Source organism: Sphingopyxis jiangsuensis (genome assembly GCF_016734905.1).
Classification (GTDB): domain Bacteria; phylum Pseudomonadota; class Alphaproteobacteria; order Sphingomonadales; family Sphingomonadaceae; genus Sphingopyxis; species Sphingopyxis jiangsuensis.
The window spans coordinates 64,688-91,537 of the sequence record NZ_JAERPO010000004.1 but is presented as its reverse complement, the minus strand read 5'-3'; the positions used below and the strand labels follow the sequence as shown (position 1 = coordinate 91,537).

General features: G+C 62.7%; 33 protein-coding genes. 7 read left to right on the top strand and 26 right to left on the bottom strand.

Annotated elements, in window-relative coordinates; genetic code table 11:
• Positions 1–126: 126 nt before the first annotated feature.
• The 16 genes from JI743_RS14865 to JI743_RS14800 form a co-directional block, all read right to left on the bottom strand.
• A complete protein-coding gene (locus JI743_RS14865) occupies positions 127–819 on the bottom strand; it encodes a lytic transglycosylase domain-containing protein (RefSeq protein WP_201929353.1) in 693 nt (230 codons plus the stop codon).
• A gap of 39 nt (positions 820–858) precedes the next feature.
• Positions 859–1,191 (bottom strand): DUF736 domain-containing protein, encoded by a 333-nt coding sequence (locus tag JI743_RS14860; protein ID WP_201929345.1) that lies wholly within the window; start codon positions 1,189–1,191, stop codon positions 859–861.
• Positions 1,188–1,778, bottom strand: a complete 591-nt coding sequence (locus tag JI743_RS14855) for a S26 family signal peptidase (RefSeq protein ID WP_201929343.1) — start codon at positions 1,776–1,778, stop codon at positions 1,188–1,190. The genes JI743_RS14860 and JI743_RS14855 overlap by 4 nt, the downstream gene beginning before the upstream one ends.
• Complete coding sequence (locus tag JI743_RS14850; protein WP_236660052.1) at positions 1,778–2,305, bottom strand: DUF2840 domain-containing protein; 528 nt, start codon at positions 2,303–2,305, stop codon at positions 1,778–1,780. Before JI743_RS14850 ends, JI743_RS14855 begins: the two co-directional genes overlap by 1 nt.
• Before the next feature lie 11 nt (positions 2,306–2,316).
• A complete protein-coding gene (locus JI743_RS15255) occupies positions 2,317–2,568 on the bottom strand; it encodes a helix-turn-helix transcriptional regulator (protein ID WP_236660050.1) in 252 nt (83 codons plus the stop codon).
• 107 nt (positions 2,569–2,675) lie between these two features.
• Positions 2,676–3,341, bottom strand: a complete 666-nt coding sequence (locus tag JI743_RS15250) for a DUF2285 domain-containing protein (RefSeq protein ID WP_236660049.1) — start codon at positions 3,339–3,341, stop codon at positions 2,676–2,678.
• A complete protein-coding gene (locus tag JI743_RS15245) occupies positions 3,247–3,456 on the bottom strand; it encodes a transcriptional regulator domain-containing protein (protein ID WP_236660048.1) in 210 nt (69 codons plus the stop codon). Before JI743_RS15245 ends, JI743_RS15250 begins: the two co-directional genes overlap by 95 nt.
• Positions 3,457–3,640: 184 nt before the next feature.
• On the bottom strand, positions 3,641–3,958 hold the full coding sequence (locus tag JI743_RS14840) for a DUF736 domain-containing protein (RefSeq protein WP_201929341.1): 318 nt from the start codon (positions 3,956–3,958) through the stop codon (positions 3,641–3,643).
• Between the two features lie 299 nt (positions 3,959–4,257).
• Positions 4,258–4,713 (bottom strand): hypothetical protein, encoded by a 456-nt coding sequence (locus tag JI743_RS14835; RefSeq protein ID WP_236660047.1) that lies wholly within the window; start codon positions 4,711–4,713, stop codon positions 4,258–4,260.
• Positions 4,714–4,839: 126 nt separating this feature from the next.
• Positions 4,840–5,004, bottom strand: coding sequence for a hypothetical protein (locus JI743_RS14830; protein ID WP_171008604.1), 165 nt, complete (start codon positions 5,002–5,004; stop codon positions 4,840–4,842).
• Between the two features lie 253 nt (positions 5,005–5,257).
• Positions 5,258–5,677, bottom strand: coding sequence for a type II toxin-antitoxin system VapC family toxin (locus JI743_RS14825; RefSeq protein WP_201929336.1), 420 nt, complete (start codon positions 5,675–5,677; stop codon positions 5,258–5,260).
• Positions 5,674–5,919 carry a FitA-like ribbon-helix-helix domain-containing protein gene (locus JI743_RS14820; RefSeq protein WP_201929334.1) on the bottom strand — a complete coding sequence of 82 codons (246 nt, stop codon included), beginning with the start codon at positions 5,917–5,919 and terminating at the stop codon, positions 5,674–5,676. The genes JI743_RS14825 and JI743_RS14820 overlap by 4 nt, the downstream gene beginning before the upstream one ends.
• A gap of 115 nt (positions 5,920–6,034) precedes the next feature.
• Positions 6,035–6,361, bottom strand: a complete 327-nt coding sequence (locus JI743_RS14815) for a DUF736 domain-containing protein (protein ID WP_201929333.1) — start codon at positions 6,359–6,361, stop codon at positions 6,035–6,037.
• Between the two features lie 187 nt (positions 6,362–6,548).
• Positions 6,549–6,854, bottom strand: coding sequence for an OB-fold nucleic acid binding domain-containing protein (locus tag JI743_RS14810; protein WP_438870693.1), 306 nt, complete (start codon positions 6,852–6,854; stop codon positions 6,549–6,551).
• A gap of 304 nt (positions 6,855–7,158) precedes the next feature.
• The gene (locus tag JI743_RS14805; protein ID WP_201929330.1) at positions 7,159–7,434 is read right to left on the bottom strand and encodes an HU family DNA-binding protein; all 276 of its coding nucleotides are present in this window, start codon (positions 7,432–7,434) and stop codon (positions 7,159–7,161) included.
• 330 nt (positions 7,435–7,764) lie between these two features.
• Positions 7,765–8,409 (bottom strand): alpha/beta hydrolase, encoded by a 645-nt coding sequence (locus tag JI743_RS14800; RefSeq protein WP_330903006.1) that lies wholly within the window; start codon positions 8,407–8,409, stop codon positions 7,765–7,767.
• Positions 8,410–8,515: 106 nt separating this feature from the next.
• Here JI743_RS14800 and JI743_RS14795 point away from each other — a divergent pair, with 106 nt between their 5' ends.
• The 3 genes from JI743_RS14795 to JI743_RS14785 all read left to right on the top strand — a co-directional run bounded on the left by JI743_RS14795 (position 8,516) and on the right by JI743_RS14785 (position 11,382).
• Complete coding sequence (locus tag JI743_RS14795; RefSeq protein ID WP_201929326.1) at positions 8,516–8,788, top strand: hypothetical protein; 273 nt, start codon at positions 8,516–8,518, stop codon at positions 8,786–8,788.
• Positions 8,789–8,988: 200 nt separating this feature from the next.
• Positions 8,989–10,932, top strand: coding sequence for a TonB-dependent receptor plug domain-containing protein (locus tag JI743_RS14790; protein ID WP_201929324.1), 1,944 nt, complete (start codon positions 8,989–8,991; stop codon positions 10,930–10,932).
• A gap of 54 nt (positions 10,933–10,986) precedes the next feature.
• Positions 10,987–11,382, top strand: coding sequence for a MerR family transcriptional regulator (locus JI743_RS14785; protein WP_201929322.1), 396 nt, complete (start codon positions 10,987–10,989; stop codon positions 11,380–11,382).
• A gap of 103 nt (positions 11,383–11,485) precedes the next feature.
• On the opposite strand, the gene JI743_RS14780 is transcribed toward JI743_RS14785, so the two are convergent.
• Positions 11,486–12,115, bottom strand: coding sequence for a tyrosine-type recombinase/integrase (locus JI743_RS14780; RefSeq protein WP_201929320.1), 630 nt, complete (start codon positions 12,113–12,115; stop codon positions 11,486–11,488).
• A gap of 130 nt (positions 12,116–12,245) precedes the next feature.
• Complete coding sequence (locus JI743_RS14775; protein ID WP_201929312.1) at positions 12,246–13,040, bottom strand: AIR synthase related protein; 795 nt, start codon at positions 13,038–13,040, stop codon at positions 12,246–12,248.
• Between JI743_RS14775 and JI743_RS14770 the strand changes: the two genes are divergently transcribed.
• Complete coding sequence (locus tag JI743_RS14770) at positions 13,027–13,332, top strand: hypothetical protein (protein WP_201929310.1); 306 nt, start codon at positions 13,027–13,029, stop codon at positions 13,330–13,332. The two genes, JI743_RS14775 and JI743_RS14770, sit on opposite strands and share 14 nt — an antisense overlap.
• A 322-nt stretch (positions 13,333–13,654) precedes the next feature.
• On the opposite strand, the gene JI743_RS14765 is transcribed toward JI743_RS14770, so the two are convergent.
• Positions 13,655–14,107: an Lrp/AsnC family transcriptional regulator gene (locus tag JI743_RS14765; RefSeq protein ID WP_201929308.1), complete on the bottom strand. Its 453-nt coding sequence runs from the start codon at positions 14,105–14,107 to the stop codon at positions 13,655–13,657.
• 117 nt (positions 14,108–14,224) lie between these two features.
• Here JI743_RS14765 and JI743_RS14760 point away from each other — a divergent pair, with 117 nt between their 5' ends.
• From JI743_RS14760 to JI743_RS14750, 3 genes are read left to right on the top strand one after another with little or no spacing between them, the layout of a single operon-like run.
• The gene (locus JI743_RS14760; protein WP_201929306.1) at positions 14,225–14,446 is read left to right on the top strand and encodes a DUF6356 family protein; all 222 of its coding nucleotides are present in this window, start codon (positions 14,225–14,227) and stop codon (positions 14,444–14,446) included.
• A 4-nt stretch (positions 14,447–14,450) separates the two neighbouring features.
• The gene (locus JI743_RS14755; protein ID WP_201929304.1) at positions 14,451–15,476 is read left to right on the top strand and encodes a YeiH family protein; all 1,026 of its coding nucleotides are present in this window, start codon (positions 14,451–14,453) and stop codon (positions 15,474–15,476) included.
• Positions 15,477–15,487: 11 nt separating this feature from the next.
• On the top strand, positions 15,488–16,678 hold the full coding sequence (locus JI743_RS14750; protein WP_236660046.1) for an aromatic amino acid transaminase: 1,191 nt from the start codon (positions 15,488–15,490) through the stop codon (positions 16,676–16,678).
• 128 nt (positions 16,679–16,806) lie between these two features.
• On the opposite strand, the gene JI743_RS14745 is transcribed toward JI743_RS14750, so the two are convergent.
• From JI743_RS14745 to JI743_RS14710, 7 genes are all read right to left on the bottom strand, one after another.
• Positions 16,807–19,140 carry a TonB-dependent receptor gene (locus JI743_RS14745; RefSeq protein ID WP_201929300.1) on the bottom strand — a complete coding sequence of 778 codons (2,334 nt, stop codon included), beginning with the start codon at positions 19,138–19,140 and terminating at the stop codon, positions 16,807–16,809.
• A 399-nt stretch (positions 19,141–19,539) separates the two neighbouring features.
• A complete protein-coding gene (locus JI743_RS14740) occupies positions 19,540–20,406 on the bottom strand; it encodes an alpha/beta hydrolase (RefSeq protein ID WP_201929299.1) in 867 nt (288 codons plus the stop codon).
• A 70-nt stretch (positions 20,407–20,476) separates the two neighbouring features.
• Positions 20,477–21,988: an NAD-dependent succinate-semialdehyde dehydrogenase gene (locus tag JI743_RS14735; protein WP_236660045.1), complete on the bottom strand. Its 1,512-nt coding sequence runs from the start codon at positions 21,986–21,988 to the stop codon at positions 20,477–20,479.
• 5 nt (positions 21,989–21,993) lie between these two features.
• Positions 21,994–23,739 carry an acetolactate synthase catalytic subunit gene (locus tag JI743_RS14730; protein ID WP_201929295.1) on the bottom strand — a complete coding sequence of 582 codons (1,746 nt, stop codon included), beginning with the start codon at positions 23,737–23,739 and terminating at the stop codon, positions 21,994–21,996.
• Between the two features lie 449 nt (positions 23,740–24,188).
• The gene (locus JI743_RS14720; protein WP_201929293.1) at positions 24,189–24,983 is read right to left on the bottom strand and encodes an IclR family transcriptional regulator; all 795 of its coding nucleotides are present in this window, start codon (positions 24,981–24,983) and stop codon (positions 24,189–24,191) included.
• A 72-nt stretch (positions 24,984–25,055) separates the two neighbouring features.
• Positions 25,056–25,841: a 3-ketoacyl-ACP reductase gene (locus JI743_RS14715; protein WP_201929291.1), complete on the bottom strand. Its 786-nt coding sequence runs from the start codon at positions 25,839–25,841 to the stop codon at positions 25,056–25,058.
• Between the two features lie 40 nt (positions 25,842–25,881).
• Positions 25,882–26,844, bottom strand: a complete 963-nt coding sequence (locus JI743_RS14710) for a cyclase family protein (RefSeq protein ID WP_201929289.1) — start codon at positions 26,842–26,844, stop codon at positions 25,882–25,884.
• Between the last annotated feature and the right edge of the window lie 6 nt (positions 26,845–26,850).

The following is a 26,850-nucleotide window of genomic DNA, read 5'->3' as shown; positions in this document are numbered from 1 at the left end:
ACCAACCACATACCGCCAGCAAGATGGCCGGTCTTTTATCTTGCCATGCCCCCTTTCCCTTCCAGACGAGCAAAAACGCCCCAGCCGACAGATCCGGGCATGCCATCGAAGAACAGGCGCCGAAGTTCATCGATCGCGGCCGGAAAGTGGAACGAAGAGCGCCGCAGGCGCGCGAGGGGACGCATCTTGCGTCGCACTGTCGCTGCGCCCAATCTGCACCGGCTGTGCAGCGGAATGAACATCGGCAGTACCATCGCTGCGCCCCGCGAAGAGCGATGCGCTGCGCCAGCTCGGTGCCGTCGATGCCGGCGCGGGGGCGAGCGAAGCGACGCCCGATGCGCCGATCGACGGTGCGATCGCTGCAACATAGGCGACAGTCTCGGCGGGAAGTCCTCGCCGTCCGGCCGCATAGGCGTCGACGCGGCCGGGACCGGCATTATAGGCGGCGAGCATCAGCGAGACGTCGCCATAACGGTCCCACATCATGCGCAGATAGGCCGCACCGGCATGGATGTTGGCGCGCACATCGAAGGGATCGGAGCCCAGCCGATAGCGCGCCGTCAGCATCGCCCAGGTCGCGGGCATGATCTGCATCAGCCCCATCGCACCGGCGTGAGAGACAGCGCGCGATCGGCCGCGGCTCTCGACATGCATCACGCGCCATATCCACGCTTCCGGAATGGCGAAGCGCTGCGCTGCCTCGGTCACATGCGCGGCATAAGGATGGACCGCCACAGCTTGCCCAGAGGGCTCGCGGGCTGCCGCCGGAACGGCAGGCAGTGCCGCAAGCGCCAGCAATGCGGCACCGGCGATGCGCATGGCGCGGATGCGCGCCGAGCGAGCCGAGGGCCGCACCGGTCAGGCTCCGCCTTGGGGCGCCGGACGCGACCACAGAAGGTGATAGTCGCCCTCGTTTCGCGTCGAGCGGATGAGGTTGGCGCGCAGCGGCCCCGGCAACGCCGGGTCGTCGATCTGCAGCGCGATATAGGAGCCGGCGCGTTCGCCGCTGCGATCCCAGCCCGCTCCGATTTCGACGCCATCGTCGGCTTCGACGAGCAGCACCCGCCAGCCGGGTGCATTCTCGGCGTCGGACGGCGCAGCCGGAACGATCGCGATCATCGCGTCGAGAAGCAGGGTGCGGATCGATCCGGCATAGCCGTCACCCGCCAACTGGAAGTTTCCGATCATCATGGGTCTTGGTCCTTGTCCGGCGAGTTGGAGGGATGCCGAACGCCATCCCGGCGCCAGCGAAGCGGCGCGCCGGGAGCGTCGCGAGTGAGAATGGGGTGCGCGGTGCCGATGACGGCGGATGCCGGAATCGGCCCGAAATAGCGGCCGTCGAGGCTGTCGGGCGAAGCGCCCAGGAGGAACAGATCGCCACGCTGGAGCCGCCGGCAGCCGAGCCAGAGCGGTAGCGTTCGATCCATGCGATCGGCCGGTCGCGCCCGCGCCGCAGGCGCGCCGTCGATCGTGACGAAGACGCCGCTGCGACAAACGAGCGCGCCTTCGGTGGCTGCGACGCGCTTCAGCAGCGGCACGCCGCGCGGCAGATATCCGCGGGCCGCGAGCCAGCCCGCGAGCGGCGCGGGCGGCGCAATGGCGACAAGGTCGCCGCGCGCCGGCGCCGCGCCGACGTCGATGGAATATAGTCCGACGGGAACGCTGGCGCTTGCGTTCCAGAGGAGCCGCGGCTGCGGCGCGAGCATCGCAACTGCGCCGAACAGCCCGCAAAAGAGCGTACCGCAGGCCGCGGTCGTGCGAAGCCAGCGCCCGTTCATCACTCCGTCTCCCGGCGCCGGAGCCACGCCGCATGGCGTTCGGCTCCGTAGGCGCGGAACGGCAGCGCAGCAGCGAGGCTTGCTGCGATGTGGCGCCAATGATCGGGCGGGACGTCACATGGATCGATGCCCGAAGCCTCGATCATGTCGATCTCGCGGGAGACCGCACGGATCGGTTCAATCGCGTCGATCAGGAGAAGAATGTCCCCGCCGGGCGCGATCCCAGCGTGCGCCTGGTATGGCGCACCGGGCGCAACGGCGGTCACGACCGCGAGATTCCAGGAAGCGCGGCCCACGTCAGGAACGGTGCAGCCGAGCAACGCGAATGTCGCTCCGGGCCGGAAGGATGCAATGCGCTTTTGTGGACCGCCGGAGCGCTGCGCAGCGACGCGTCCGAAGCGGAGCTGCCGTTCGAGCCGACCCTCGATCCAAGTCAGTTCAACGTCGGTGAGTCCGCTGGAGGGAAGCTGCCGCATTGCGGGCGCGATGTCTCGCAGCGGCATGTCGATCGGCGGCGACGAGTGCATAGGGCAGCGCATCAGCGGCGTCCCCTGTGCACAGGCCGTATGTGTCCGGCTCCCGGATCGGAGGTCGACGTCTGCAGCCCGGTCGCGGCCCAAGCGTCCAGGTCCTCGACCGTATAGGCGATGCGGCCTCCGAGCTTATGGTATCTCGGTCCGGTGCCGTAGCAGCGGTGCTTCGCAAGGGTGTGGAACGATAAGCCAAGATGAGCCGCGGCTTCCGGCACACGAAGATAGCGCTTCTCGGTCTTTGTTGGGACGTCGGACAACAGTGCCTCCTGCCAGCGCCGGGAACTTCCGGGAACGGGAGGACACAGATGGAAAAAGACAGGAACGTTCAGGAACGGACAAAGCGGCTGCCTGCGGAATGTCCCGATCAGGCAGCGCCGAGGAGCGCGCTATATCCGCCGTCGCGCATCGCTAGCGCGGCGCGCTGCCAGCGCGTAATGCGTCGGCGCTCGCTCGATGCGTCCCACTCGGCCGCCGAGTAATCGCGCGCGTCGGCGATCAGCAGCGTCGCAGCCATTTCGCGGGCCGAGGCGCCCTCGTCCATCGCGTCGAGTAGTCGCAGCCACTGGACGAGGCGCCAGCGCTCCGAAGGTCCCGGCGCTGTATCGGGCGAAGCACGTGCTCCGCGGAGGCCAAGAAGATCGCGATGAAGGGCCATGATCAGCGCGGCACGCAGCGCGGCCTGGGCGTCGACAGGCGTCAGAAAGGCGAGTCGCTCGTTGGCCCGGCAACGCCGGATCATCAATCGATAGCGCCGCCCTCCGGCGAACAGCACGACGTGCCAGTCGTGATAGGACAGAAGCTCGGCGGCTATTTCCTGGCCGTCGATTATCTCGGCGAGGCGCAGCGCGGCGAAGCCTTTGGGCGCCGGGCGAGCGATGGTGACGGAGGCGCAGGCCTGCGGCCGCCAGAGGGCGGGCGCAGCGGCGGCCGAACGATCAGGGTCGAAGGCGAAAAACCAACCCCCAGCGGCTTGCGAGCCGTCGAAATTGCCGAACCCTGTCGCCGCCGCGCGCCGCGATCGCGGCGGCATAGGCGCCGCGATAGGCGGGGCTGCGCCGCAGGAATTCCTGCGCGAAATCCGCGCGATCATATGTTTCAAATATTTTCGGATAATATGGCGACCGCCAATCGACTGCCTGATCCATTCGCACCTCCGACCCGTTTGAGGAGAATAAACCGCGGATTTCCAACTGGTTCGCACCGCGCGGCGCGCGATGATTACCGGCACGCAAAGGACGAGCTTAGCGCAGTTCGGTCTGAATTTCGCACGCTAACGCGCTCAATCTGGACATAATATCGCCCGGCCGAAGCCGGGCGATATCCAGTTGGTCAATTGTCGCCGCGCCGCGGCGGACGGCTCCACACCAGATCATGCTCATCACCTTCGCCTGCGAACAGCTGCGCGAAGACAGGCGCGGTGAAACTCGGGTCGTCGAGTTTGACCGAGAGGTAGGAGCGCTTGTCCTGGCTCGTTTTCGACCAGGCCGCGCCGACCTCGGCGTCGCCAACGAAGACGCGGTGGCTGGGGGCGTTGCCGCTTGCGTTCGGCTCGGGGACGATGCGGACATCCCGGGCCTGCACCGAGAGAGTGACAATCGCGCCGCGAAATTCGCCCTCGACCAGTTTGAATGAACCGATCCTGCTCATGATCATTTCCTTTCTTCGCTCGGGCCGCACCAGCGCGGCCTCGATGCGGATCGGCAGCCGGCCTGCGGCCGCGACGCAGCCCCGGGGCCCGGAGCGCAGCGGAGGACGGCGAGCCCCGTGAGTTTCTTGGTCCGCGAGGAACGGCGGCACGCCGGGGGAAGAAAGTCTCGGGACCGCCGTTGCGTCCAGCGGCCGAGCGCAAGCGTCAGGACGGCAGATCGCGCATCCAACGAGGCCGGGTTGGTTCGGCGCCAGCTAAAGGATCATGGGCTCGGGATCGGCAGTTCGAACCGGCGGATTCACGGCGCATTCGTCGAGCTGGGCGGCCGACCGGCGATGTTGCTTGTCAGTCCCCGTGGCGGCGGCCCCGCCAGACTGCGCAAGGCGCCGGCGGCGCCGACGGCCGCCCCGACGATCCCGAGCCAGTTCAGGGCATTTCCCTCTGCAACCGCAAATCCTGCAAGGCCGGTGGCCGCCTGATATCCCGCAAATGTCGCGGGAACGGCGAACGCCAGGGCCACCGGCAGACGGTAAAGGGGCGGAAGACTGGAGCAGAGGAAACGGCCGAGCCCGAAGATCATGGCGCCGATGCAAAGGCCTGCGGCGATCGACATGCCATATCCCGAACCGCGTTCGAGCATCCAGAAGCCAGCGCCGATCCCGGCATAGACGGGCAGCGCCAGCGCAGCGACGCGGAACAGCAGCATGACGATGTAGACGGTAGCCACAGCGCCAAGGAGGATCATAAAGGTCACAAGCGTCCTCCAATCGGACGCGCTCGCCACCACCTCCACAGCCCCATCTGCTCCCTCAGCATAGCAAACACGCCCCGAAGGCGGAACCGGAAGTGGGTCCGCCTTGGGGCGAATAGTCGCGAGGTTTCAGCGGTTGAACGGGTCATATTCGCATACGATGCAGGCCGGATCGCCGTCGAACTCGTCGAGCGGCATGACCGAATATCCAGCCGATGTCTCGATCAGGACGATGATCGTCATCATCGTGCGGGCGAGGTTCCAGCCAAGCGATTGGGCGGTGGAAAGCGGCATATCGAGGCTCCTGTCGGGGAGCGGGACCATCCCGCTCGACAGTCGCCCCGCCGGACGGGGACGGGCCGCAATCACCGCAGCGAAGCGAAGGCCCAAGCGCAGCGCAGGGACCCCTTGCGGGTTGATTGAAGGAGGCCGGTCCTCGGCCAAGGGATCAGCGGCTATTCGAGTGCGGGTGGGGCCGCTTCCGAGCTGGAGGCGTGGCGCTCTTCGAGCGCTCGTTTTGCACGGTTACGCGTCGATGACGGAAGTCTCAGCTGCTCCAGGGATCGACGATCTCGATGCCGCAACGTTCGAAATCCCTGCTGTTTCGCGTCGCGAGCACGGCGCCCCGCGAACGGGCGATCGCAGCGATTTGAGCGTCGAACTGGCTGATCGGCCGTCCCATGCTGCGGCGGGCCGGGGCGATTTCGGCGAAGGCCGTTGCCGCGTCGCCGTCGAACGCCAGGAGGCGGCCGGCAAAATCCTCGGCGAACATCAAGAGTGCGGCGGCTGCGAGCTCGTCGCGGCGGCGACCTTTGTCCAGGATGGCGATACCGTAGAGAATTTCCGCCTGGGTGACCGTCGTGACGAAGAGCGACGATGCCGCCTGCTGCCCCATCCAGTCGAGGACGCGCGGCTCGGGCGCGGTTCGCAAGACTTCGGATAATATATTGGTGTCGAGGAGGATCATGAAAGGTCGACGGGCGGGCGCGCGTCCTCGCGCGGCGCAATCTCGAGATCGATCCCGCCGAGCGGCGCGAAGCGCGCGCGAATGGCTGCGGCGAGATTGCCCATAGGAGCATCGTCGGTCGAGAGCGCCGAGCGAAGGATGTCGCGCGCCTCCTCTTCCATCGAACGGCCGTGCGCCGCCGCCTGCATGCGCAGCCGGCGCTTCAGCGCGTCGTCGATGCCCCTGATCGTCATGCTGCCCATGTCGCATCTCCTTGGGTCCTTGGGCAGCCATATTAGTCATTGATTGCAGAACAATCAATGACTACGAGCATGCGAATGCGGCCCCGCCCGAAGGCGGGGCCGCGATGCTGTCCTGTCAGTTGCCGGGGGCGTTCCAGATCAGCACCTTCTTCGAGGGATCGTCGCCGGGCGCGTTCGCGACGTTGCAGAAGATCTCGCCGAGTTCGGGGGCCGAGAGCGACACCGAGATGTATTCGGCGCCCGTGGAACGCGCGGTCTTCACCCAGCCGCCGCCGAGTTCGAAGCCGTTGCGCCGGCTGACGACGCGAAAGTCGGGCTCGCTTTCCTTCACCTTGCGGCCGTTCGGGACGATCGCAATCGGCACGGTGACCATCAGGGTTGCGAGCGTGCCTTCGAGGCTGCCGTCGTCCTTGAGGGTCAGATTTCCGATGGTGGTACCCATGTCCAGTCTCCTTTGATGCTCGGGGACCATCCCCGATGGCGCCGGAAGGAGGGGCCGTGAGCCGCCGTCACCGAGCGCCCGCGCGAGGGCGAACCCCTGCACAGGGGTTGACGGCACTAGGCGAGCCGAGGCCCGCAATCAGGCAGCCAAAGAGGGGAGGGATCCCGCCGTCAGGAGACGACCGGGTTCAGTGGAAATCATGACTCCGGATGCGCAAGCCAGGCTCGCGGCTATCGCGGCCTCCCCCGCTCCGCGCCCCATCGCCGCGTCCCGGCGCAATGGGTAGCTCGTTGCGCCCGACCGAACGGAGCAGCAAGTCGTGATCGGTGATCCGGTCGCAGATGATGTGAATGACCTCGCCTTCCTTCTGGAGTCGTCCGCGCATCGCGATCATCGAGGCCGACATGACCTGGCGCCGATAGATGTCGAAGCGGTCGGGCCAGAGGATGCCGTTGGCGATGCCGGTCTCGTCCTCGATCATCACGAAGAGCACGCCCTTCGCCGAACACTCGCGCTCTTGGCGAGCCCGCAGCGGGGCGACGTGCGCGGAGACGGGTCGGGTAGGTCATGGCAGAGCCAGGACCGAGCCGGCGCGAATGCGCCGCGCACCCGGCACGGCCCCGCGCGCCCGCACCGCTAGGAAAGTGAGACCAAGTGCGCTCGCGCGGCCAAAACAGGATTGCGACCCCTGGCCGGAGCCTGCGAGGCCAGAGCGCGCTCATCAGCTGCCGCGCTCGACATGCCGCCGCGCGGCCGTCCCGCCGGCCCGGCGGGCCCGGCCGACGGGACGCACCGGCTCAGCCGTTGAGGCGATCCTTGACCGCCTTGGCGGCACCGAAGCCCAACTTCTTCTTGGCAGCGATCTGCATGGTTTCGCCGGTCGCGGGGTTGCGGCCCTCGCGCGCGGCCGACGTCGAGACCTTGAACTTGCCGAAACCGCTGACCGAGACGTCTTCACCCTTGGACGCCGCATCGGTGATCGCCGCGAAGACCGCATCGACCGCCTTCTTACCCTCGGCCTTGCTCACTCCGAGCGTTGCGGCGACGCTGTCCGACAGTTCGGCATGGTTCATAACATATCTCCTTGAACGGCCGGAGAATCTCGACCGGGCGGGCGCTATAACGCCGGCCAAAACAATATTCCATGCGCGGCGAAGCATCGCAGGGCTCAGCGCTGCCCGGCCTGCCACGAGCAGAAAACTATCGACGACTGATTCGATAGCGGAACAAATTTGCGCACAGGTGGTTTCATGAACCTGTCCAGACGAAAGAATGGCAGAATTTGATCGGCATCTTCGGATGCGATCTAGGGAAGCCCCGCTGCAGAGATGCAGCGGGGCTTGCTGCTTTACATCCAGCGCGCTACCACAGCCTCCGGCCGAACCGGGACCGCAAACGACAAACTAGCGAGCGAAGGCCTCCGCCACAAAATCGCGGCCGAGCCGAAGTCCGATAGGATCCACCGAGTGCGCTACCCCGTTGGAGATGTGCGTCGTGACATCGATGCCAAGGCGTTTGAGCTCGCTTTCCGACATGTGCAGCGCCGCGATCGGTACCACCGGATCGGCCGTGCCGTGCACCAAAAGGACTGGCGGCTTCGGGAGTTGGCCATGACCGAGACCAAGCGTGCCTGCCAGCATGCCGGAATAGCCAACAACGGCAGCGACGGACCGCGGTCGCCGCAAGGCGACATGCAGCGCCATCATCGTCCCCTGACTGAAGCCGACGATGGCAAGGTCAGCCTCGCTCAGACCATATTGGGCGAGCTTGCGATCGATAAAGGCGTCGATCGCCGGCGCGGCCGAGGCGGCGCCTGCAGCAAGCGCGGACGGCGCGAAGCCGGAAAGCCCCCACCATTGATAGCCCGCGCCCATCATGCCGCAACGCTGCGGCGCGTTTGGAGCTAAAAACAAGGTGTCTGGCATAGCGTCGTGCAAATGCGGCGCCATCGAGATCATGTCCGTCCCGCTCGACCCGAAGCCGTGCAATAACAAGACGAGCTTCTTGGGAGCATCCCCGGACCGGGGCTGCAAACTCGCTCCATTCACGATCTTCAAACTTCGGTCCCTTTCAAGCCCGCCCAGTCCATTTGGGTATGAGCAGCCCAAGCGGCAACCGTGCCGCAAAATGCGCACTCTATGATATTACCTTGGAATGAAGACCGGCCTCGAACGAGTCGCCCGCGCGCTTTGCGAGCTGGATGCAAACCCACCCGACGCGAGGATGGACGGCAAACCGCTTTGGCAGGATTATCTGCCCGAGGCTCGGGCGGCGATCATTGCGCTGCGCGAACCCGACACCGCCATGATCGACGCAGGCACCCGAAAGGCAGCCGACGGTCGACAGGACGACGTCGGCGGTATCTATCTCGCCATGATCGAAGCCGCGATGGACGAACAACCCAACGCACCGCCAACCCGAGCGTAGCGGCGCAGGTGCTCGAGTTGGCCTATAGGAAACTGTCCGCTTCGATCCTGGAAACATTAAAAGAAGATGGCGCTTGACCTTGTAGCGGCTTCAACCTTTATGGCGCCGGCGGCCTGGCCGCCAGATGACCGGCCGGATGTAATCGAGCCGGAGACGCCCAAGTGAAAACTTCCGCCCCCCTTCTTGCCGCCGCGACTGCAATGACCACCGGCCTGCTCCTTTGGGCTCCGGTCGCTCATGCGCAGGAGCATCATGGCGAGGCCGATCATGGCGATGCCGAGGAAGGCGAAGAGGATATCGTCGTGCAAGCGACGCGCTCGGGCCGCCGGGTGCAAGACGAGGCAATCCGTGTCGAGGTGATCGGCCGCGAGGAAATCGAAGAGAAACTGCTGATGACGCCGGGAAATGTCTCGATGCTCGTCGCCGAGACGCCCGGCGTGCGCGTGCAGGTCACCTCGCCTGCGCTCGGATCGTCGAATATCCGCATGCAGGGTATGTCGGGGCGCTACACGCAGCTCCTGTCCGATGGTCTGCCGCTCTACGGCGGCCAGCCCTCGTCGATCGGGCTGTTGCAGATTCCGCCGACCGATCTCGGGCAAGTCGAGGTGATCAAGGGTTCGGCGTCGGCGCTCTATGGACCTTCGGCGCTTGGCGGCGTGATCAACCTCGTCTCGCGCCGTCCGAAGGCGGAAGCGGAAACCGAATTGTTGCTCAATGCCACCACTCGGGATGGGCAGGACGTCACCGGATACACATCGGGGCCCCTCGGTACGAACTGGAGCTATTCGCTCACCGGCGGCTATCACCGCCAGACGCGCAAGGATCTCGACGACGACGGGTGGATCGACATGCCCGGCTATGATCGCTGGACGGTCCGTCCGCGCCTGTTCTGGGAAGGCGACGACGGCGCCACAACGCTGATCACCGTCGGGGCGACGGAAGAGGACCGCCGTGGCGGCACGCTCGCCGGGCGCACAACTCCCGACGGCCAGCCCTTCCCGCTGACGCAGGACAGCCGCCGTCTCGACGTCGGCCTCATCGGCGAATTCCCGGTCGAAAGCCTCGGCAAGCTCCACGTCCGCGCCTCGGCAATGACGCAGCGTCATCGCCAGCTCTTCGGTACGAGCGCCGAAACCGATCGCCAAAACACCTTTTTCGCCGAAACCTCGCTCGCCGGGGAAAGCGGCCCGACGAGTTGGCTCGCGGGCGCAGCGATCCAGGCCGACGATTATCGTTCGCGGGCCTTCCCGGTTTTCGATTACAGCTATACCGTGCCGGGTCTCTTCGGGCAGGTCGAACAGGAGGTGACCGACGAATTGCTGCTCGCGGGCAGCGCCCGCGTCGATTTCCACAGCGACTATGGCACGCGCTTCAGTCCGCGCCTCTCGGCGTTCTACCGGCCGGGGCCGTGGACAATCCGCGCCTCGCTCGGCAAGGGCTTTTATGCGCCCACGCCCTTCGTCGACGAGATCGAAGCGGCGGGCCTCTCGCGGCTCGAACCGCTCGGTCCGCTCAAGGCCGAGACCGCCAAAACCGCCTCGCTCGACTTCGGCTATGCCAAGGGCCCGATCGAAGCGAGCTTCACCCTGTTCGCCTCGGATATCGACAATGCCGTCCAGTTGCAGGATGTCGACGTCGACACGGTTCGCCTCGTCAACGCCGCTAGCACCACGCGAACGCGCGGCGGCGAGTTAATGCTGCGCTATCGCTGGCAGGGATTGTCGATCACCGGCAGCTATGTGGTCGTCGACGCAAGCGAACCCGGTCCCGCGGGCACCGGGCGCCGCACGACGCCGCGCACCCCACGCCACACCGCCGGGCTCGTCGGCATGTGGGAAGAACATGGCAAGGGCCGCATCGGGATCGAGGCCTATTATACGGGCCGCCAGCAGCTTGATGACAATCCGTACCGCGCCCGCAGCCGCCCCTATTTCGAACTGGGCGCGCTTGGCGAAATCACGCTCGGCAAGGTCAGCCTGTTCGTGAACGCCGAAAATATCCTCAATATCCGCCAGACCAAATATGACCCTCTGCTCCTGCCGCAGCGCGCGCCCGATGGAAGCTGGACCACCGATGCCTGGGCGCCGACCGACGGCTTTGTCGTCAATGGCGGCGTGCGGTTCAAGTTCGGCGGGGGGCATTGAGCCGATCGCCGCTCACGCCTATGCCCACCTTGCAGAAACTATAAGGTTGGCGTCATGCGCATAGGTGAGCTCGCCCGAATCACGAAAACAAAGACTGAGACGATCCGCTTCTACGAGAAGGAAGGCCTGCTTCCCCAAGCGTCGCGGACAGCGTCCAATTATCGCAGCTACGGCCGCGAGCATGGCCAGCGCCTGTCGTTCATCCGGCGTGCCCGCGACCTCGGCTTTCGTCTCGACGATGTCCGCGAGTTGCTCACACTCGCCGACGACAAGTCCCGCCCCTGTGGCGCGGTCGATGAGATCACGACCCGGCACCTCAAAGAGATCGAGGCCAAGATCGCCGATCTCGGCAAGATGCGGGCGGAACTGAGCCGTATGCTGACGACCTGCAAACAGGGTACGATCGAGGACTGCCGGATCATCGAAACGCTGGGGCCAGACTTGGCCTAGGCTGGCCGATTGGAGACAGTCGGCTTTCAGGGACCAAACAAAGAGAGCGGACGTTCCAAGGCAATCCAGAGCGTTCGCTCTCTAGGTTATCGAGATTTGATCGTTAGACTTCGATGCCTTCCGCCAAAGTCAAGGCGTCTTCAACGTCGACGCCGAGATATCGCACGGTATTTTCAATCTTGGTGTGACCGAGCAGAATCTGCACCGCACGCAAATTTCCGGTCGCCTTGTAGATGATCGACGCCTTCGTTCTGCGCAGCGAATGCGTTCCGTAATCTTCGCTTCGAAGGCCAACCGCCGTCACCCATTCATCGACGAGACGCGCATATTGACGCGTGCTCATATGAGCGGAGTGGTCGACCCGGCTGGGGAACGCAAAATCCTCGATCGATCCGCCGCGCCGCTCAAGCCATGCCAAGAGGCTCCCGCGAGCATCCGACATGATTTCGAACTGAACGGGCCGATTGGTCTTCTGCTGGATCACCATCGCCCACGTTCTCAACTCACCGCCGGCTACAAGGTCGCCGATCTTTATCTTCACTAGATCGCAGCCCCTCAGTTTGCTGTCGATCGCAAGATCGAACAGCGCCCTGTCTCGAAGCCGATGCTCTCGATCTAAGTGAAAGCGAATTGCCCAAATCTGCCGTGGTTTTAACGGCCGCTTTGCGCCAACCTTTCGACCAGCATTCCACGCCGGTCGTGGAGGTAAATAGTCGAATTCTGACCTACCCATGATCGTTCTCCTGCGGCCAAAATGGCCAAAATGGGAAACGCACGGATCAAATCGATTGGCCGGTAGTCGACTGGCGGCTTTTGAAGCGCAAAGGCGGAGAAGCCGACGCTGCGTCTGGCACCGGCGGCGGCTAGGGAACTAACGACGTCAGAACCAAACTGCTTTCCTGAAGGTCAAAATAGTCCCCTTCGTCTTCCATGCGCTGCCTGAAGTGCTCATTCTCCGAAGCGGATATGGCGAACAGGTGGCCTCGCCTCAGTCGAAGGCCCGGCTCGGACTCCACTAGGCCAACAATCGCGAGCGAAAGTCCTTTCGCCTTTAAGTCCGCAATGGCGCCCCCAGCCGATGGGTCGACCGCATAGAGTATCCCCCAGTCACCGACACCGAAAGCGTAAGACAGCAGGTCTACGCCCCTCGTGGCCGCGCTCGCTCGCGCGAGAGGATGGAATGGCAGCGCGTCGAAGTTGAGCACGGCACCGGCCCCTGAGCCTACCACGCTTAGTGCGCTGGAGCTTAGTCCGTCGCTAAGATCGCAGGCACTCCTGACGCCTTCCAGTGAAGCTAACGCCAATGCTTCCTTCCAAGCGGCTCGAGGACGCGACAAGTACTCAACGGCATCTGGTTCAGGAAAGCCGCCGGCTTGACACGTTCGGTAAGCACCTAGGAAACCACCAACGGTTCCAGCAAGGACGAGCAGGTCACCGGCTTTGCCGCCACGCCTGTTGAAATGGCGATTTTTGTCGATAGTGCCAAGAGCGGCGCCCACCATGTTCATACCCATAGCCTCTTTGGTATCGCCTCCCAGAAAGGCGACGCCGTGGCGCTGGCATTCCTCTGCAGCTCCCGCCACAATGGCTTCCGCAACATCGACTGGCGTGTCATCCTGCATCTTCCCCAACAACAAGGGAAACATGATCAGCGACATGACCATATCAAGAGTAATGCGCGCTGCGGACCTGCCTTGGGTTCCTCACGGTTTTCGAACAAGCCTGCGAACCTGGGCTGCGGAACAGCAGCCATATATTCCCGAAGCTGTTGCGGAATCGGCGCTGTCGCACGTCATCGAGGACGAGGTCGTCAAAGCCTATCAGCGTGCCACGTTTCTTGAAATGAGGCGCATGCTCCTTGACCAGTGGGGAGCTTATATCACCGGCGGTGCCTGGATTGCGGCTGTCCCGCGATCAATGTTCCCGGAACAGAAACACTCGCGATCTTGACCGAGCCGGAATCACATTCATCGTAAATATATGTTTTAATTCAGTATTTTAGCGCAATGATTGTCGGGCAGGTGCCCCCGATTAGGCCCCCAAATCTATGCTAAACCGTTCTTTCTCGGTGTAAGTTTCTTTCACTAAACACGAAGGGTAGCTCTCCGCGATAATGTTGGCGAATCTGAGAAAACTCAGCGGCGATCGCTGGCAGAACGCTGTCCGCGGCATTTCAAGCGATCAATAATCAAGGCTGCAACCAGGTCAGACCTGCAAGATCCTGTTCATGTACCCGTCGCATTTACGCGCGAACTCGCCTGACGCAGGCCCTTCATATAGGTAACTGCGTCGTGCACTTGATTTGCTCCATAGCAAAGGATGAACTGACGTCGTAGATTGCGGTGCGCTTGATCAATGACCGATAGATGCGATCATAATCCGCAATATCCTTGCACACGATCTTGAGCAGGTAATCAACGTCCCCGCTCATTCGGTAGAATTCGACGACCTCGGGGATCGACGACACGGACGTGGCAAAATCGGCGAGCCATGTTTCGTGATGCTGGTTGGTCTTGACCGCGGCGAATACCGTCACGCCTAGATCCAGTCGTTCGCGATCAAGGATCGTCACCCGTTCGACGATATAGCCGTCGGCTTCGAGCCTTTTGATGCGCTTCCAGCAGGGACTGGAAGACAAACCGACCTCGTTGGCAATGTCGCCGAGCGACCGCGACGAATCGGCCTGAAGCGACCGCAATATCTTTCTATCGATAAGATCGAGCAAATTTTACTCCATGATTCGCTAAATTCAGAATTCTTTATCCCATTTTACCAGAATAACGGAATCATTGGAAAAACATTCTCCGAGCGCGAGGTTAGAAGCTCGGCGAAGGAGAATGATGTGATCAAACGCCTGTTTATCGCCCATCCCGCCTCGGTCGGGGAAAGCTATGGCGAGCATTTTCGCCATTCCCTAGCCTTTTCGGGAGCCATGTTCGTTGGGGCGTTTGCCTGCCTGGTCCATGCCGTCATACCCTCGATGTGCGCCAGAACAGGTAGCGGAATTATCGCCCGGCTTCACGATCGCATGGTCGTCAATCGTATCACCACCCGTCAGCCCTGACGCTATGGCCGGCTTCCGCATGAGCTGGCGAAATGCGCCGACAGGGGGCGCCCAGCTACTGTCCGGGGTCGCGGTCTGCACCGTGATTGCCGGCCTGTCGATGCTGATGGCACTTTCCGTGCCTGCCTTGCCAGCCGTGCTTACCGCGCTGGTGGCAGGAACAATGTTCGCCCACCGCAACGATGTCTCATATCTCACTCCGGGAGCCGATTTTACAATCCGGACTATCCTGCGGATCGGTATCGCCCTGATCGGGGTTCGCTTCTCGGTCGAACAAATATCCGAGCTTGGTATTTCAGCGGTCGCGATTGCGGCAGGGGGTGTTGGTTTGATGCTCAGCGCGGGCACGCTAGTAGCAATGGCTTTCGGACTTCCGCGCTCCCGGTCACTTCTTTCCGCTGGTGCCGTCGGAATTTGCGGTGCTTCGGCGGCTCTCGCCATCTCGACCGTACTGCCGCATCGCGAAGCGCAAGAACGACAGACGGCGACCACCGTCGCGCTCGTTACGGTGCTGAGCACCGCAGCAATGCTACTCTATCCCCTCGTGGGGAGCGTTCTCAGCTTTGGACCGCTCCAAGCTGGGATCTTTTTCGGCTCCGCCATTCACGACGTGACACAGGTGGCCGGTGCCGGTGCGATGATCTCCAACGATGCCGCAACGGCCGCCATCGCAACCAAGCTTGTGCGCGTCGCCTGCCTTGCCCCGGTTGTTGCCGCCATCGCGATGGTGGGGGCGCGGTACGCAACTTCCTCATACCGCGGCGCAACTCCCCCTCCCGTTCCTTTTTTTCTCGTCGGCTTCGGACTTGTCGCGGCCGCCGCAAATCTTGGCCTGCTGTCGGACACCCTTCGCCATTTTCTCTCGGAGACGGCAACATTTTGCCTTGTCGCCGCGACTGCGGCGCTCGGAATCAAGACGTCGCCGCGCCGGATTCTGGCGGATGGATGGCGGCCCCTCGCCGCCATGCTCGCGCAAACCCTCCTCCTCGCGGCCTACGCGATCGGCTGCATCCTGTTCCTCGCGTATTGAGAGAATCTGCTTTGTTCGAAAACCTGTCTCCACCGCCTGCCGACACACTCATGGAAGTCGGGCGCCTGTTCCGGGCCGACGACCGGGAAGGGAAAATCGACCTCGGGGTCGGCACCTATCGCAATGGTGCAGGACGCATCGAAGTGATGGCGGCGGTCAAGAATGCCGAACGGCGATTGCTCGAAAGTCAGACCGGCAAAGGCTATGTCGGACCAGGAGGTGATCCCGCTTTTTGCGATCATCTCGCGAGAGCCCTTTTTCCCGAGTTAGGCCCCATGGCGGATGGCCAGCTGGCGCTTATACAAACGCCGGGTGGCACGGGCGCTTATCGCTTGGGTCTGGAGCTGGCCGCGCTGCGATCGCCCTCTCCGCGGCTCATTATCGGCACGCCGACCTGGCCCAATCATATTCCGACGGCCGAACGAGTGGGGCTGCGCTGTACAACCTATCGCCACTATGATCCGATATCGGGCGCCGTGGATTTCGACGCGATGCTTGCGTCGGTGAAGGCAGCGCACCCGGGCGACCTGTTCCTCATCCATGGCTGTTGCCACAATCCGACCGGTGCAATCCTTGACCCGTCGCAGTGGCGCGCGCTTGCAGCCGCCCTTCTCGAAGCCCGGCTCGTGCCGATTGTCGATCTCGCCTATGCCGGCATGGCTGCCGGAATAACCGCCGACGTCGAAGCCACCCGCCAACTGGTCGAAACCCTGCCGGAGGCAATCATCGCCATTTCCTGCTCTAAGAGCTTCGGACTTTATAGCGAACGGACCGGCATGCTCGCCGTTCGTGCCGCTTCGATGGCAGCGGCGGATGCGTGTCGCAAGACTGCAGAGAGCCTGGCACGAAGTTTGTGGTCCAACCCACCCGACCATGGCGCGGCAATCGTGCGAACGATCCTGGCAGATTCAGGCTTAACCTCCGTCTGGAGCAACGAACTTCGCGACATGCGCCTAAGGCTGGCCAGCATACGCGCCCGCCTCGCCAGCGCCGGCTTTCCTGGAGCGAACCGGCTTGCCGCGCAAGAGGGTCTCTTCGCGATGCTCGACTTGACGCCTGCCGCGATCGCGGCGATGCGCGAGCACCATGCCATCTATATGGATCCAAGCGGCCGCATAAACATCGCAGGTCTCAACGACCACAATATCGAGCGCTTCCTCTCGGCTATCCGGGTCGCCTCGGGCGCGACAGAGCCAATGTAAGACGCTGCCGGATCGACCCATATGCTGCGCATGGGGACGCCGATGGCTGCTTTTACCTTCACTCTCCGGATACAAAAAGAGGCCGGTCGCGCGACCGGCCTCCAGGAGAGATAGCGGCTTCGAGCAGTTCACATAGCGTAGCGGACCGTCACCCCATATGTCCGCGGCTCGTTGTAAACCGGAAAATAGAAGCCAAGACTCGAGAGGTCGTTCATGTCGGCGCGATACCGCTTGTTCCCGACGTTGCGCACGAACAGCGAGAAATCGATGCCATCACGGTGCGCAAAACCGGCATTAAGGTTGATTTCGCCATGTCGACCGGCAGCCATGGGCTCCGCATTGATCGCGCTGAAATACACCTTGGATTGATAAGAGAAATCGGCGCCAATCCGCCCGGTCCAGTCATCGTTTATGTCGTGGCTATAGGTCGCGCGGCCCGTCATCTGCAGCCGCGGTGCCTTGTCGAGATTATTACCTCGAAAGTCGCCGCGGATGGGATCGACGAAGTCGGAATAGGTCGCGTGGACATACGCAGCGCCAACATGGAAATCGAGACCAGACACCGGCCGCGCCTGAATGTCGACCTCGGCTCCGTAGATTTCGGCGTCGGCATTCTGCAACCGCTGAATAGGAGCGGCGCCATTGGGATCGGGCTCGAGACTGAACACCTGCAGGTTGCGATAGTCATAATAGAATGCGGCCAGATTCAGGCGCAGCCGACGATCGAACAAGTCGCTCTTCAAGCCGACTTCGAAAGCATCGATCGTTTCCGAATCGACCTCGTTGAATTCGATGCCACTGAACAGCGCACCCGTGTTGTATCCGCCCGACCGCACGCCGCGCGAGTAGCTTGTATAGGCGTTGACGGTCGGCGTGGCCTGAAAGGCAAGCGCGAGACGCCAGGTCGGCTTTTTCAGCGTCGTCACCGTCCGCGACGGCAAGTCGATGGCGCCGTTGCCGGGAACGGAGTCGATGAGCCCCAGCAAGCGGTCCTGCAATCGGGCTTGCGCATTGCTGTCCGGATTAACTGGGCCGGCATAGGTGATAAAACTAAGCTTCTTGCGGTCGTCAGTATATCTGATGCCAGCTGTCGCGGTGAGACGATCAGTCAGTTCATGGTCGAGCTGCGCAAATACCGCCTTGCTGGTCGTACGCTGGGTAAAATCGCGCTCGACGGTCATGATCGACGACGCAGGATCGAAAAAGGACTGTGTCGGATCCGGGTTGAATTCGCGTAGCAGCGTAAAGTTCACCAGGCTCGACAGGCGTTCCTGCAGATAATAAGCGCCAACGATCCACTTGAGCGGTCCGTCGTCGTTGGAAGCGATCCGCAACTCCTGACTGACCTGTTCCGATTTCTCCGTCCACAGCGGCAGCTCGGCGATCGCAAAGGGCGAATAATCCACATCCTGATTGAGTTCGCGCTTGTTGTAAACGAATGCCGTCACCGAGGTGATATTGATATTGCCCGTGTCGATGCTGACCAGCAGCCGGTCCGCAAAATTGGTCAACTTTTCGCTGTTGTTCAGCACATTGGTGTTGAACTCGTCGATGTCCGCATTGGCCTGGTATCCGGTAATCGGATTGACGCAAACGGTTCGCGCGATGATTTCCTCGCCCGTACATGGCCGGCCTTCGGTGGGATGAAAGATACCCAGCGACTGATGTCCGAGCGCCGATGATTTGGTGACGCCGCCCTCGATCTTGTTATGGATTTCTACGTCGCTGCTCGGTGTGAGCAGCAATTGAAGGCGTCCTGCATAGGCTTCGAGATCGTTGATATCGCGGCCATCCTGCAGATTAACCGCCCAGCCGTCGCGGCGCTTGACCGTGAGCGACGCGCGGGCCGCCAGCTTGTCTTCGATCAGCGGGCCGCCGCCAGCGGCATCGAAAAAGAACTGATTGAACCGCCCTGCGGTGGCCGACGCCGAGAAATCCGGCGAGAAGCTCGGTCGCTTCGTCGCATAATTGATCACGCCGCCGGTCGTGTTACGGCCATAGAGCGTCCCCTGTGGGCCCTTCAGCACCTCGACGCGATCGACGTCGAAGATCGCAAAGAGCTGGCCGACCCCGGAATTGAGAAACACGTCGTCAACGGTTACCCCGACGGCGCCGGACGAGGCCGGGTTGAAATCGTTCACACCGACACCGCGGAGGAAAATCGTCGGATTCGACGACTGGAAAAGATTGTTGATCTGAAGCCCGGGCACCGCCTGCGTCAGATCGAGCGTGGTCACGACGCCGTCCTGCGCCAATGTATCGCCACTAAGAGCGGTAATCGCGATGGGAACCTTCTGGACATTCTCGCCGCGCTTCTGCGCGGTAACGATAATCTCGCCAATCTGATCTTCCGCGGTCGTTTCGGTCGGGACCTTCGCATCGTCTTGCGCTGCAGCCTGAGCGGCCGGAGCCAGCAGCAAGGCTGCGACGAGCGCATGACGGCTCACATTATATCTGGTCATTTGTCCTCCCCTTTGAGAATCGAATATCTCGTTGTCGATGCGGTCCGGTCCGATCACCGCCTATCCGCGGATCGGGAGTCGCGTGCCGTTTCCACATTCTATTGTTGATCAGGATATTTCGTTATTTGCATTTGTTGTAAATAACGAAATACATGCACGCCTCTCTCAGGTCGGAGAAGCCGGAGGCAGCTTCCATTTAACCTATTGTTTTATAGCCTTCTTTCCTCGCCGCTTCTCGAAGAGAAACACTGTGTGGAATTGCTATCTACAATGGATGCCCGGCTGGAAAGCGGGCAAGCGCGCGCGCAGCGCCGGAAGCGACGCCGCCGACGTTGCGCGAGGCTGCCGTGCCTCGGGCGTTTGCGTTCAGAGCCGATCGACCGATCAGCAGCATCGCGATCAGGGCAGCTGCCGATCGAGAAAGGATGCAGCGCTCTCGAGCGCCTCCCTGGCTTCGGGAAGTATGTCGGTGAACATGGGCCACACATGGAACATATCGGGCCACACTTCGAGCGAGGTCCGCACCCGGCTGTCGGCAAGGTGGGACGCCAGCCGGACAGCATCGCTGAGCATGACTTCGCTCTCCCCGATCTGCACGAGCATTGGCGGCAGTCCCCGGACATCCGCGAACACGGGGGACACGTCCGGATCATTGGGCCTCGTCGTTCCCAATATGGCGCGCGCCATCAATACCAATATTTCGCGCGAGCACAGTGGATCGACACCATCGCGGGTCGTGTAGCTCGCTCCGGTCATTTCGAGATTGGCCCAGGGCGATATGGCCACGCCGCCTGCGGGTAGACGCAGGCCGGCATTTCGCGCGCGCACCATCGTCGAGACCACCATCGCACCGCCGGCCGAGTCCCCAGCAAGCACAATCCGGTCGGCGCGTTCCGGATCCGCCGCCAGCCAGGCATAGGCTTGCACCACATCGTCGAGCTGCGCGGGAAAGAGATGCTCGGGTGCAAGCCGATAATCCGGGATATAGACGCAAGCGCCGAGCAGCGTGGCAAAATGACCGGCGATACCGTGATATCCCGCCGATCCGCCGCTGAAGTAACCGCCGCCATGAATATAGAGCATCACCCTGCCATCGTGCGGTTCAGCCGGCGTCATCAGCGCGCCGGGCACGCCCCCCATGTCGACCGCCGTGACCGATACATCGGCGGGTGGGAGGTTGCGGGCAAGTTCTTGATTGTAGCGCGCGCGAAGCACGTCAGGAGTGACCGTAAGCTCTTCGCCCAGGAGCAAGGGGGCGAGCGCCATAGCGGCATCCTTCCACCCTTCCAGGCGGTCGCGCACAGCATCATTCAACGGCATGCTCTTCTCCGAAAGTTCAGGCGGCGACTTCAAGGGGTGGGAGGAGACCCCGAGCCTGTCGGCCGTCGCGACCAATCGCCGCGTAGCGGACGGACACATATTCCTCGATCCCTTCGGTTCCGCCTTCCCGGCCAAGGCCGGAGTGCTTCACGCCGCCGAAGGGCGCCGCGGGATCCGAGACGAGGCCGCTGTTGATACCCAGCATCCCGACATCCAGCTCGTCGTGCAAGCGAAGCGCCCGGTCGAGATCGGCAGTATAGGCATAGGCTGCCAGTCCATAGGGCGTCGCATTTGCAGCGGTGACCGCTTCGGCTTCGCACGCAAAGCGCTGAACCGGTGCGACGGGACCGAAAATTTCCTCATCGAGGAGCCGCGAGCCGGGTGCGACCTCGGCGAGCAAGGTTGGCGGGTAGAAATAGCCTGGCCCTTCCGGCAGCTCGCCCCCGGCAATCAGGCGCGCGCCCCGCGCACGCGCGTCGTTTACCAGCGCATGAACATGGGCGCGTGCGCCTTCGCTGATCAGCGGTCCAATCATGTCTCCGCGATCCCCCGCGGCAATTTCCGCGAAGGCGTGGCCAAGCCGCGACACAAATTCGTCCGCTATCGCTTCATGGACCAGAAAACGGTTCGCGGCGGTGCATGCCTGACCGGCGTTACGCAGCTTGGCGTGAAGCGCTCCTTCGATCGCGGCATCCAGATCCGCATCCTCGAAAACGATAAAAGGTGCGTTGCCGCCAAGTTCGAGAGAACTACGCTGCACATTGGTGGCCGTCGCCGCGAGGAGCAGGCGGCCCACGCGCGTCGAACCGGTGAAAGAGAGCTTTCGAAGCCGCGGGTCGGCAAGCAGCGCGGCAATGGCGGCTTCGGCCCGGATTGTTGAAACCAGGTTCAGAACGCCGGCAGGCAAGCCTGCTTCGGTCATCAAGGCGGCGAACCGGGCCGCGGTCGCCGGTGTGAGCTCCGATGGTTTCACAACCATCGTGCAACCTGCCGCCACGGCGGGCGCGATCTTGCGCGCTACCATTGCGAGCGGAAAATTCCACGGTGTGACCAACAGACAAGGCCCCACCGGCTTGCGGCTTATCAGGTGGCGAAGTTTGCCGTCCGGGGCCGCCTGGTAACGGCCGTGGACGCGAACCGCTTCCTCTGAGAACCAGCGCAGAAACTCGGCGGCATAGGCCACCTCACCCCGCGCTTCGCTGAGCGGCTTTCCGGTTTCTTGCGTAATGATCGACGCGAAGGCCCCGGCATCCGCGGTCAGCAGATCGAACGCGCGGCGCAGGATCTCCGCCCGGTCGCGCGGAGCGGCGCGTGCCCAGTCCGCCTGCGCCGCGTCTGCAGCATCGAGCGCGGCGATCGCGTCTCCGGGACTTGCATCGACAGCCTCGCAGACCGGGTATCCGCTAGCCGGGTCTTCGACAACGAAGCAACGTCCGTCAGACCCCGAACACCACCGGCCGCCGATTAGCAGCGTCGAAGACTGTTCCGCTGTGGATTGGGACAGGGAGCAATCGAGGACAGGTGTCATCGCCGTCAAACGCCTTGCAGCACTCGGGCCGGATTGGCGGTTGGCGGCGTGGCAAGCCGCTCGAGCTGACCGTCGAAGATCCGCAAGGGACCAGTTGCGTCGGCACTTGAAATGACATCCATAAGCGTGACCTTGTTCGACGCCATGGCCGTCGCCAAAGCGGGCCCAAAATCATCGGGATCTTCGATCCGGATTCCCTCCGCACCAACCGAGCGCGCGACCGCCGCGTGATCGACAGCAATGAACTCGATACCGGTCGTGCTGCGCCCGAAGCCCAGATTTTCTCCGTGGCGCTGCATGGCCAGCTGCGAATTGTTTAGGACCACCAGCGTGAAGGGAATGTCTTCGCGCACGGCCATCTCGAGTTCCGCCCAGACATGCGCAAAACCGCCGTCGCCGACGAGCGCGATCACCCTTGCCTCCGGGCGCGCGAGCTTCGCCCCGATCGCATAAGGAAGACCCCAGCCGAGTCCGGCGAGCCCGCGCGGAGTGAGCACACGCTGCCCGGCGCGCCGCGCAGTCAGATAGCCGGTAACCCAGACTGACGAATAGCTCGCGTCGGCGACCACGATGTCGTCAGGAGAGATCAGCCGATCGAGTTCCGCCATCATCCGCTGCGGGAGGATCGGCCGGCTCGACGACTCGCATTCGGGGCGGATTGCTTCCAGACGCGCCATTCGCGCCGACAGGATCGCCTCGCGCAGCGCATCCGCTTTGCGTCGGCGGAGCGTCAGATCGCATCGCCCAAGGGCATCGGCGAGGTCCGCGACCGCGGAACGGGCGTCGCCCACAAGACGCACAGCCTCGTAGTTTCGGCCGACTTCCTCGCCGGCAATATCGATATGGATATAGGTGGCGCCCGGGGAAGTCAGCGTCCAGTTATCGGTACCATTTTCATTGGTTCGGGTTCCGACTAGCAGTACCACATCAGCCTTTTCGAACATCTCCCGATGCGCGGCGGCTGGCCCATTTTCGCCGGTGATGTTCGCAGCAACGCCGAGAGAAAGGGGACCGGTTTCGTCGATTGCGCCCTTGCCCATGAAGGTTGTGGCGACGGGCAGCTGACCCACATCGACGAGGCGAGCCACTTCGTCGGCTGCCCCCGACCCGTGAACGCCGCCACCGACGATAACCACCGGGGCCTCGGCCCCGGCGATCAGCTGAGCGGCCATCTCCACGGCCGCCGCCTCGGGGCGCGGACGGTCGAGCGGGAAGGCACCGAGATTTCGCGTACGTACGAAAGTCGGCGGGGTGCACGGCTGCATCAACATGTCCTTGGCGAGCAGCAGCACAACCGGTCCCGGGCGGCCGCTGTTGGCGGCGATCATAGCCAGATCGATATATTCGGCGGCGCGATTGGGATCGTCGAGGCGGCGGGTCCATTTGGAAACGCCCGCGAACAAGGCAAAATGGTCGAATTCCTGGAATGCGTTGCGGTCGCGCTGCGCTGCCGGGACTTCCTGGACCAGAACGAGCATCGGGATTGACGCAGTCAGCGCCTCGGCCATGGGCGCAACCATCAGTGTCGCCGCCGGGCCATTCTGCGCCGCGACCACCCCAATTCTCCCCGACACCCGCGAATAGGCATCGGCCATCGCACCGGCCGCATTTTCGGTCCGATAGAGAAGCTGCCGAATTCCGGCCGCTTCCGTCGCGAGCATCAGCGCGGTGGGATTGCTTTGGCCGAAAATGAACTCAACGCCATGTCGAACCAGCGCTGCTGCAATCACATCGGCGACACTCTTGGTCATCATCACATCCCTTCATTCGGTGCCGGAATTCCCGGCACGATCCTAATCGTCCATTCCGCGTTGGCCCGGGTGCGCCCGCGCTCTCGCCATGCGATCCGCGACGCCCACCTGACCGATCGACGGCGAGCACGTCCATTTTCCGAAATCCAATACGAATATTTCATTATCTGATATTCATTCTATATTTGACATAGATTCGTTCCGCTGTAAACCCGTCGAAACGAAGCCGATGTCGCCTAAGGATACGAACCACGCGTACCCGTGATCACCGCGCTCGAAGGCAGCGGCGCCGGTATCTGTGACATAATGTGAACATCGCAGGCTGCGACGAGGCCGCAGGCGAAACAGGCCCAACGCCCTCCGCCATGCCGCTCATCCGTCGAACCGAATATGGCTTGGTGCGCCGCAGATGTGGCGCGGTAAGATCGGGCGTTCGCCGAGTCGTAAGGCTAGTCCGCGCGGACCCCGACATTCTTGAGCCGGCGACTGGCCTCAGCCGCCGCGGCCAGAACCGCCTCGCGAAAAGCTTCGGGCGATTTATCCATCCGGAAAATTGGCGTTACGATGCCGACCGCGCCGACCACCGAGCCGGTCGCGCCGAAGACGGGAGCACCAATCGAGATAATGCCCTCCTCCGTCTGGCCATCGTCCGCGGACCATCCTCGCGAGGCTGTGAGGGGCAACTCCTTTTCCAGCGTCTTCAAAATCGCCTTGCGAAGCCGGACCGGCGTAGTCGCCAAGCTTTCGTCGAGCATCGCCTTGCGGTCGGCGTCCCCGAGATAGGCCAGCACCGCTTTGCCTGCAGCGCGCCGATACTCATGCCCCGACAATCCCACATATAGGCCAGCCACCCGCAACCGCTGCGACCCTTCGACCAGCACCTTCAGGACGACATTTTGCGCCTCGCGGAGCGACAGAAACGAGGTTTCCAGCGTAGAGGCAGCGAGTTGCTGAACGACGGGCGCCAGCAACTGCTCAACGCTTTCGTGCCGCCGGTAGTTTTGAGCCAGGATGGCGACACCATCGCCCAGCTCAAGGCGACCATCCTCGTCGCGTTTGATATAATCGCGCGCCACGAGCGTGCGGAGAAGATGGTAGGAGGTGGTAATGTTGAGCTCGAGTGCCTTGGACACGTCGCGGATATTGGGCGGCACGGGTGCCGTTGCCACATATTCAAGAAATGAAAGGGCCCGTTCTACGGTCTGAAGCGTGTAATTATTGTCCATGCGGCCTGCGTAGATCACAAATTGCGTCTTGAGGATGCTCTTTTTGCAATGCTGCGGCAACGGCGAAGGTGCCGTCCGAGGCACCACCCCCTACAATATGCGCGGAATGTTAAGTCCACCGGCCGTCCAGATCGGCTGCCCTGTCATATAGGGCAACGCACCTGTCGCGAGCGAGGACACGGTCCCGCCGACATCTTCGGGCAATCCCCATCGCGCGATCGGAACAGCCCCCGACGCCAACAGCTTCTCGATCGTGTCGCTTCCGGTCTTGGCCGTCATCGGCGTCTTCATCAGACCCGGGCGCACCTCATGGACGTGGATGCCGTCGCCGGCGAGGCGTGCCGCGAACAGCTTCGTGACCATCGACAGCGCCGATTTGGTTACGCAATATTGAGAGCGATCGGTGAAAGACAGCTCCGCGGCTATCGAGGTGATCAAGATGATCGAGCGATAGGCGCCGGGCGTGGCCGGTCCACTTGCGATCAGTTTGTTCGCGAAGGCCTGAGTCAGAAAAAATGTGCCGCGAAGATTGACCTCGACCGAACGATCGAACGCATCCGGGCCAAGCTCGAGAATATCGGTTAGCGGCCGCGCGGCGATCCCCGCATTGTTGACGAGGCAGTCGAGCCGCCCGAAATCGGACTCAATCGCCGAAAGCACCGGCCTGTGAGCAGCAACATCAGCAATATCCATTCGATAGTAGCGACACCTTCCCGCGCCCTCTGCGGGTTCGGTCAGCGACGCGGGCATCGCCGCATCTTCGGCAAGATCGACGATTGCGAGGTCGAAGCCAGCCGCGCGAAGCGACTGGGCGATACCCAGACCTAGCCCTTGCAGGGCGCCGGTCACGATCGCCACGGGGCGTCCCGGGGACATGTCTTTCACTTTCGCCGACATCGTTTCGCTTCCTCAAACCTCACTTGATCACCACGGGATTTACGGGCGCGCCGGTCCCGTTCACAATTTTGAGCGGCGCGGCGACATAGAGAAAATCCCATTGCCCATCGCCGACGCAGTCGGCGGCGAGCCGCGACAGATCGCACAATTCGGTGAAGGTAACGCCCAGATTACGCATCAGCGCGCCATGCAACGGAAGCATTGCTCCCGTCACCGGATCGATGGTGACCTCGTTGGCCATCGTGTCGGTGAGTAGATTGGGGATTTCCATGGCATGGAACCAGTCGACCAACTCCGGCGAATAGGTGAGTCCGGGTTCGATGAAATCGGCGTAAAACTCGTCGGCACCCAACGCGAAAAAGGATTCGATGAAGCCGGTGCGGATCAACAGGATATCATGTTTGCGAATCTCGCAGCCCTGCGCCGCCGCGGCAGCAAGCAGATCTTCGTGGGTGAAGGTTTCGCCCTTGTCGAGCCAGGCCTTGCCGCGCAGCCGCGCGACATCGAGCAGGATTCCGCGCCCGACGATACCGCGCTCGCCGATCGCCTGAACACTCGCCTTCTGAAGCCCGCCAATCGTCGAGCGCGCATCATAACCATTGTAGAGTTGGCCGTCATACCAGACATGGCCGAGAGCATCATATTGAGTCGATCCCTGGAGGTAGGCCGACATCGCATCGTCGGCATAATGCTGCCCCCCCGGCAGGTGGGGCGCCTTGCCGCAGCACCAATGACCCTCGTCGATGATCTGGTACCGTTCCGCCGCGCGCCGTCCGGGCCAGACGGGGTCGCCCTTCGGATCGGCCATCGGCACCTGCAACGTGAACTGCTTGCCCGACCGAACGCTGGAAATAGCGCTCAGCACCTCTTGTGGGCCGAGAAAATTGAGGGCACCGACCTCGTCGTCCGGCCCCCAGCGTCCCCAATTTTTCGGCGCGTCGCGCAATATGTCGGCAACGTCGGATCCCACGCCATGGCTCATTGCCTG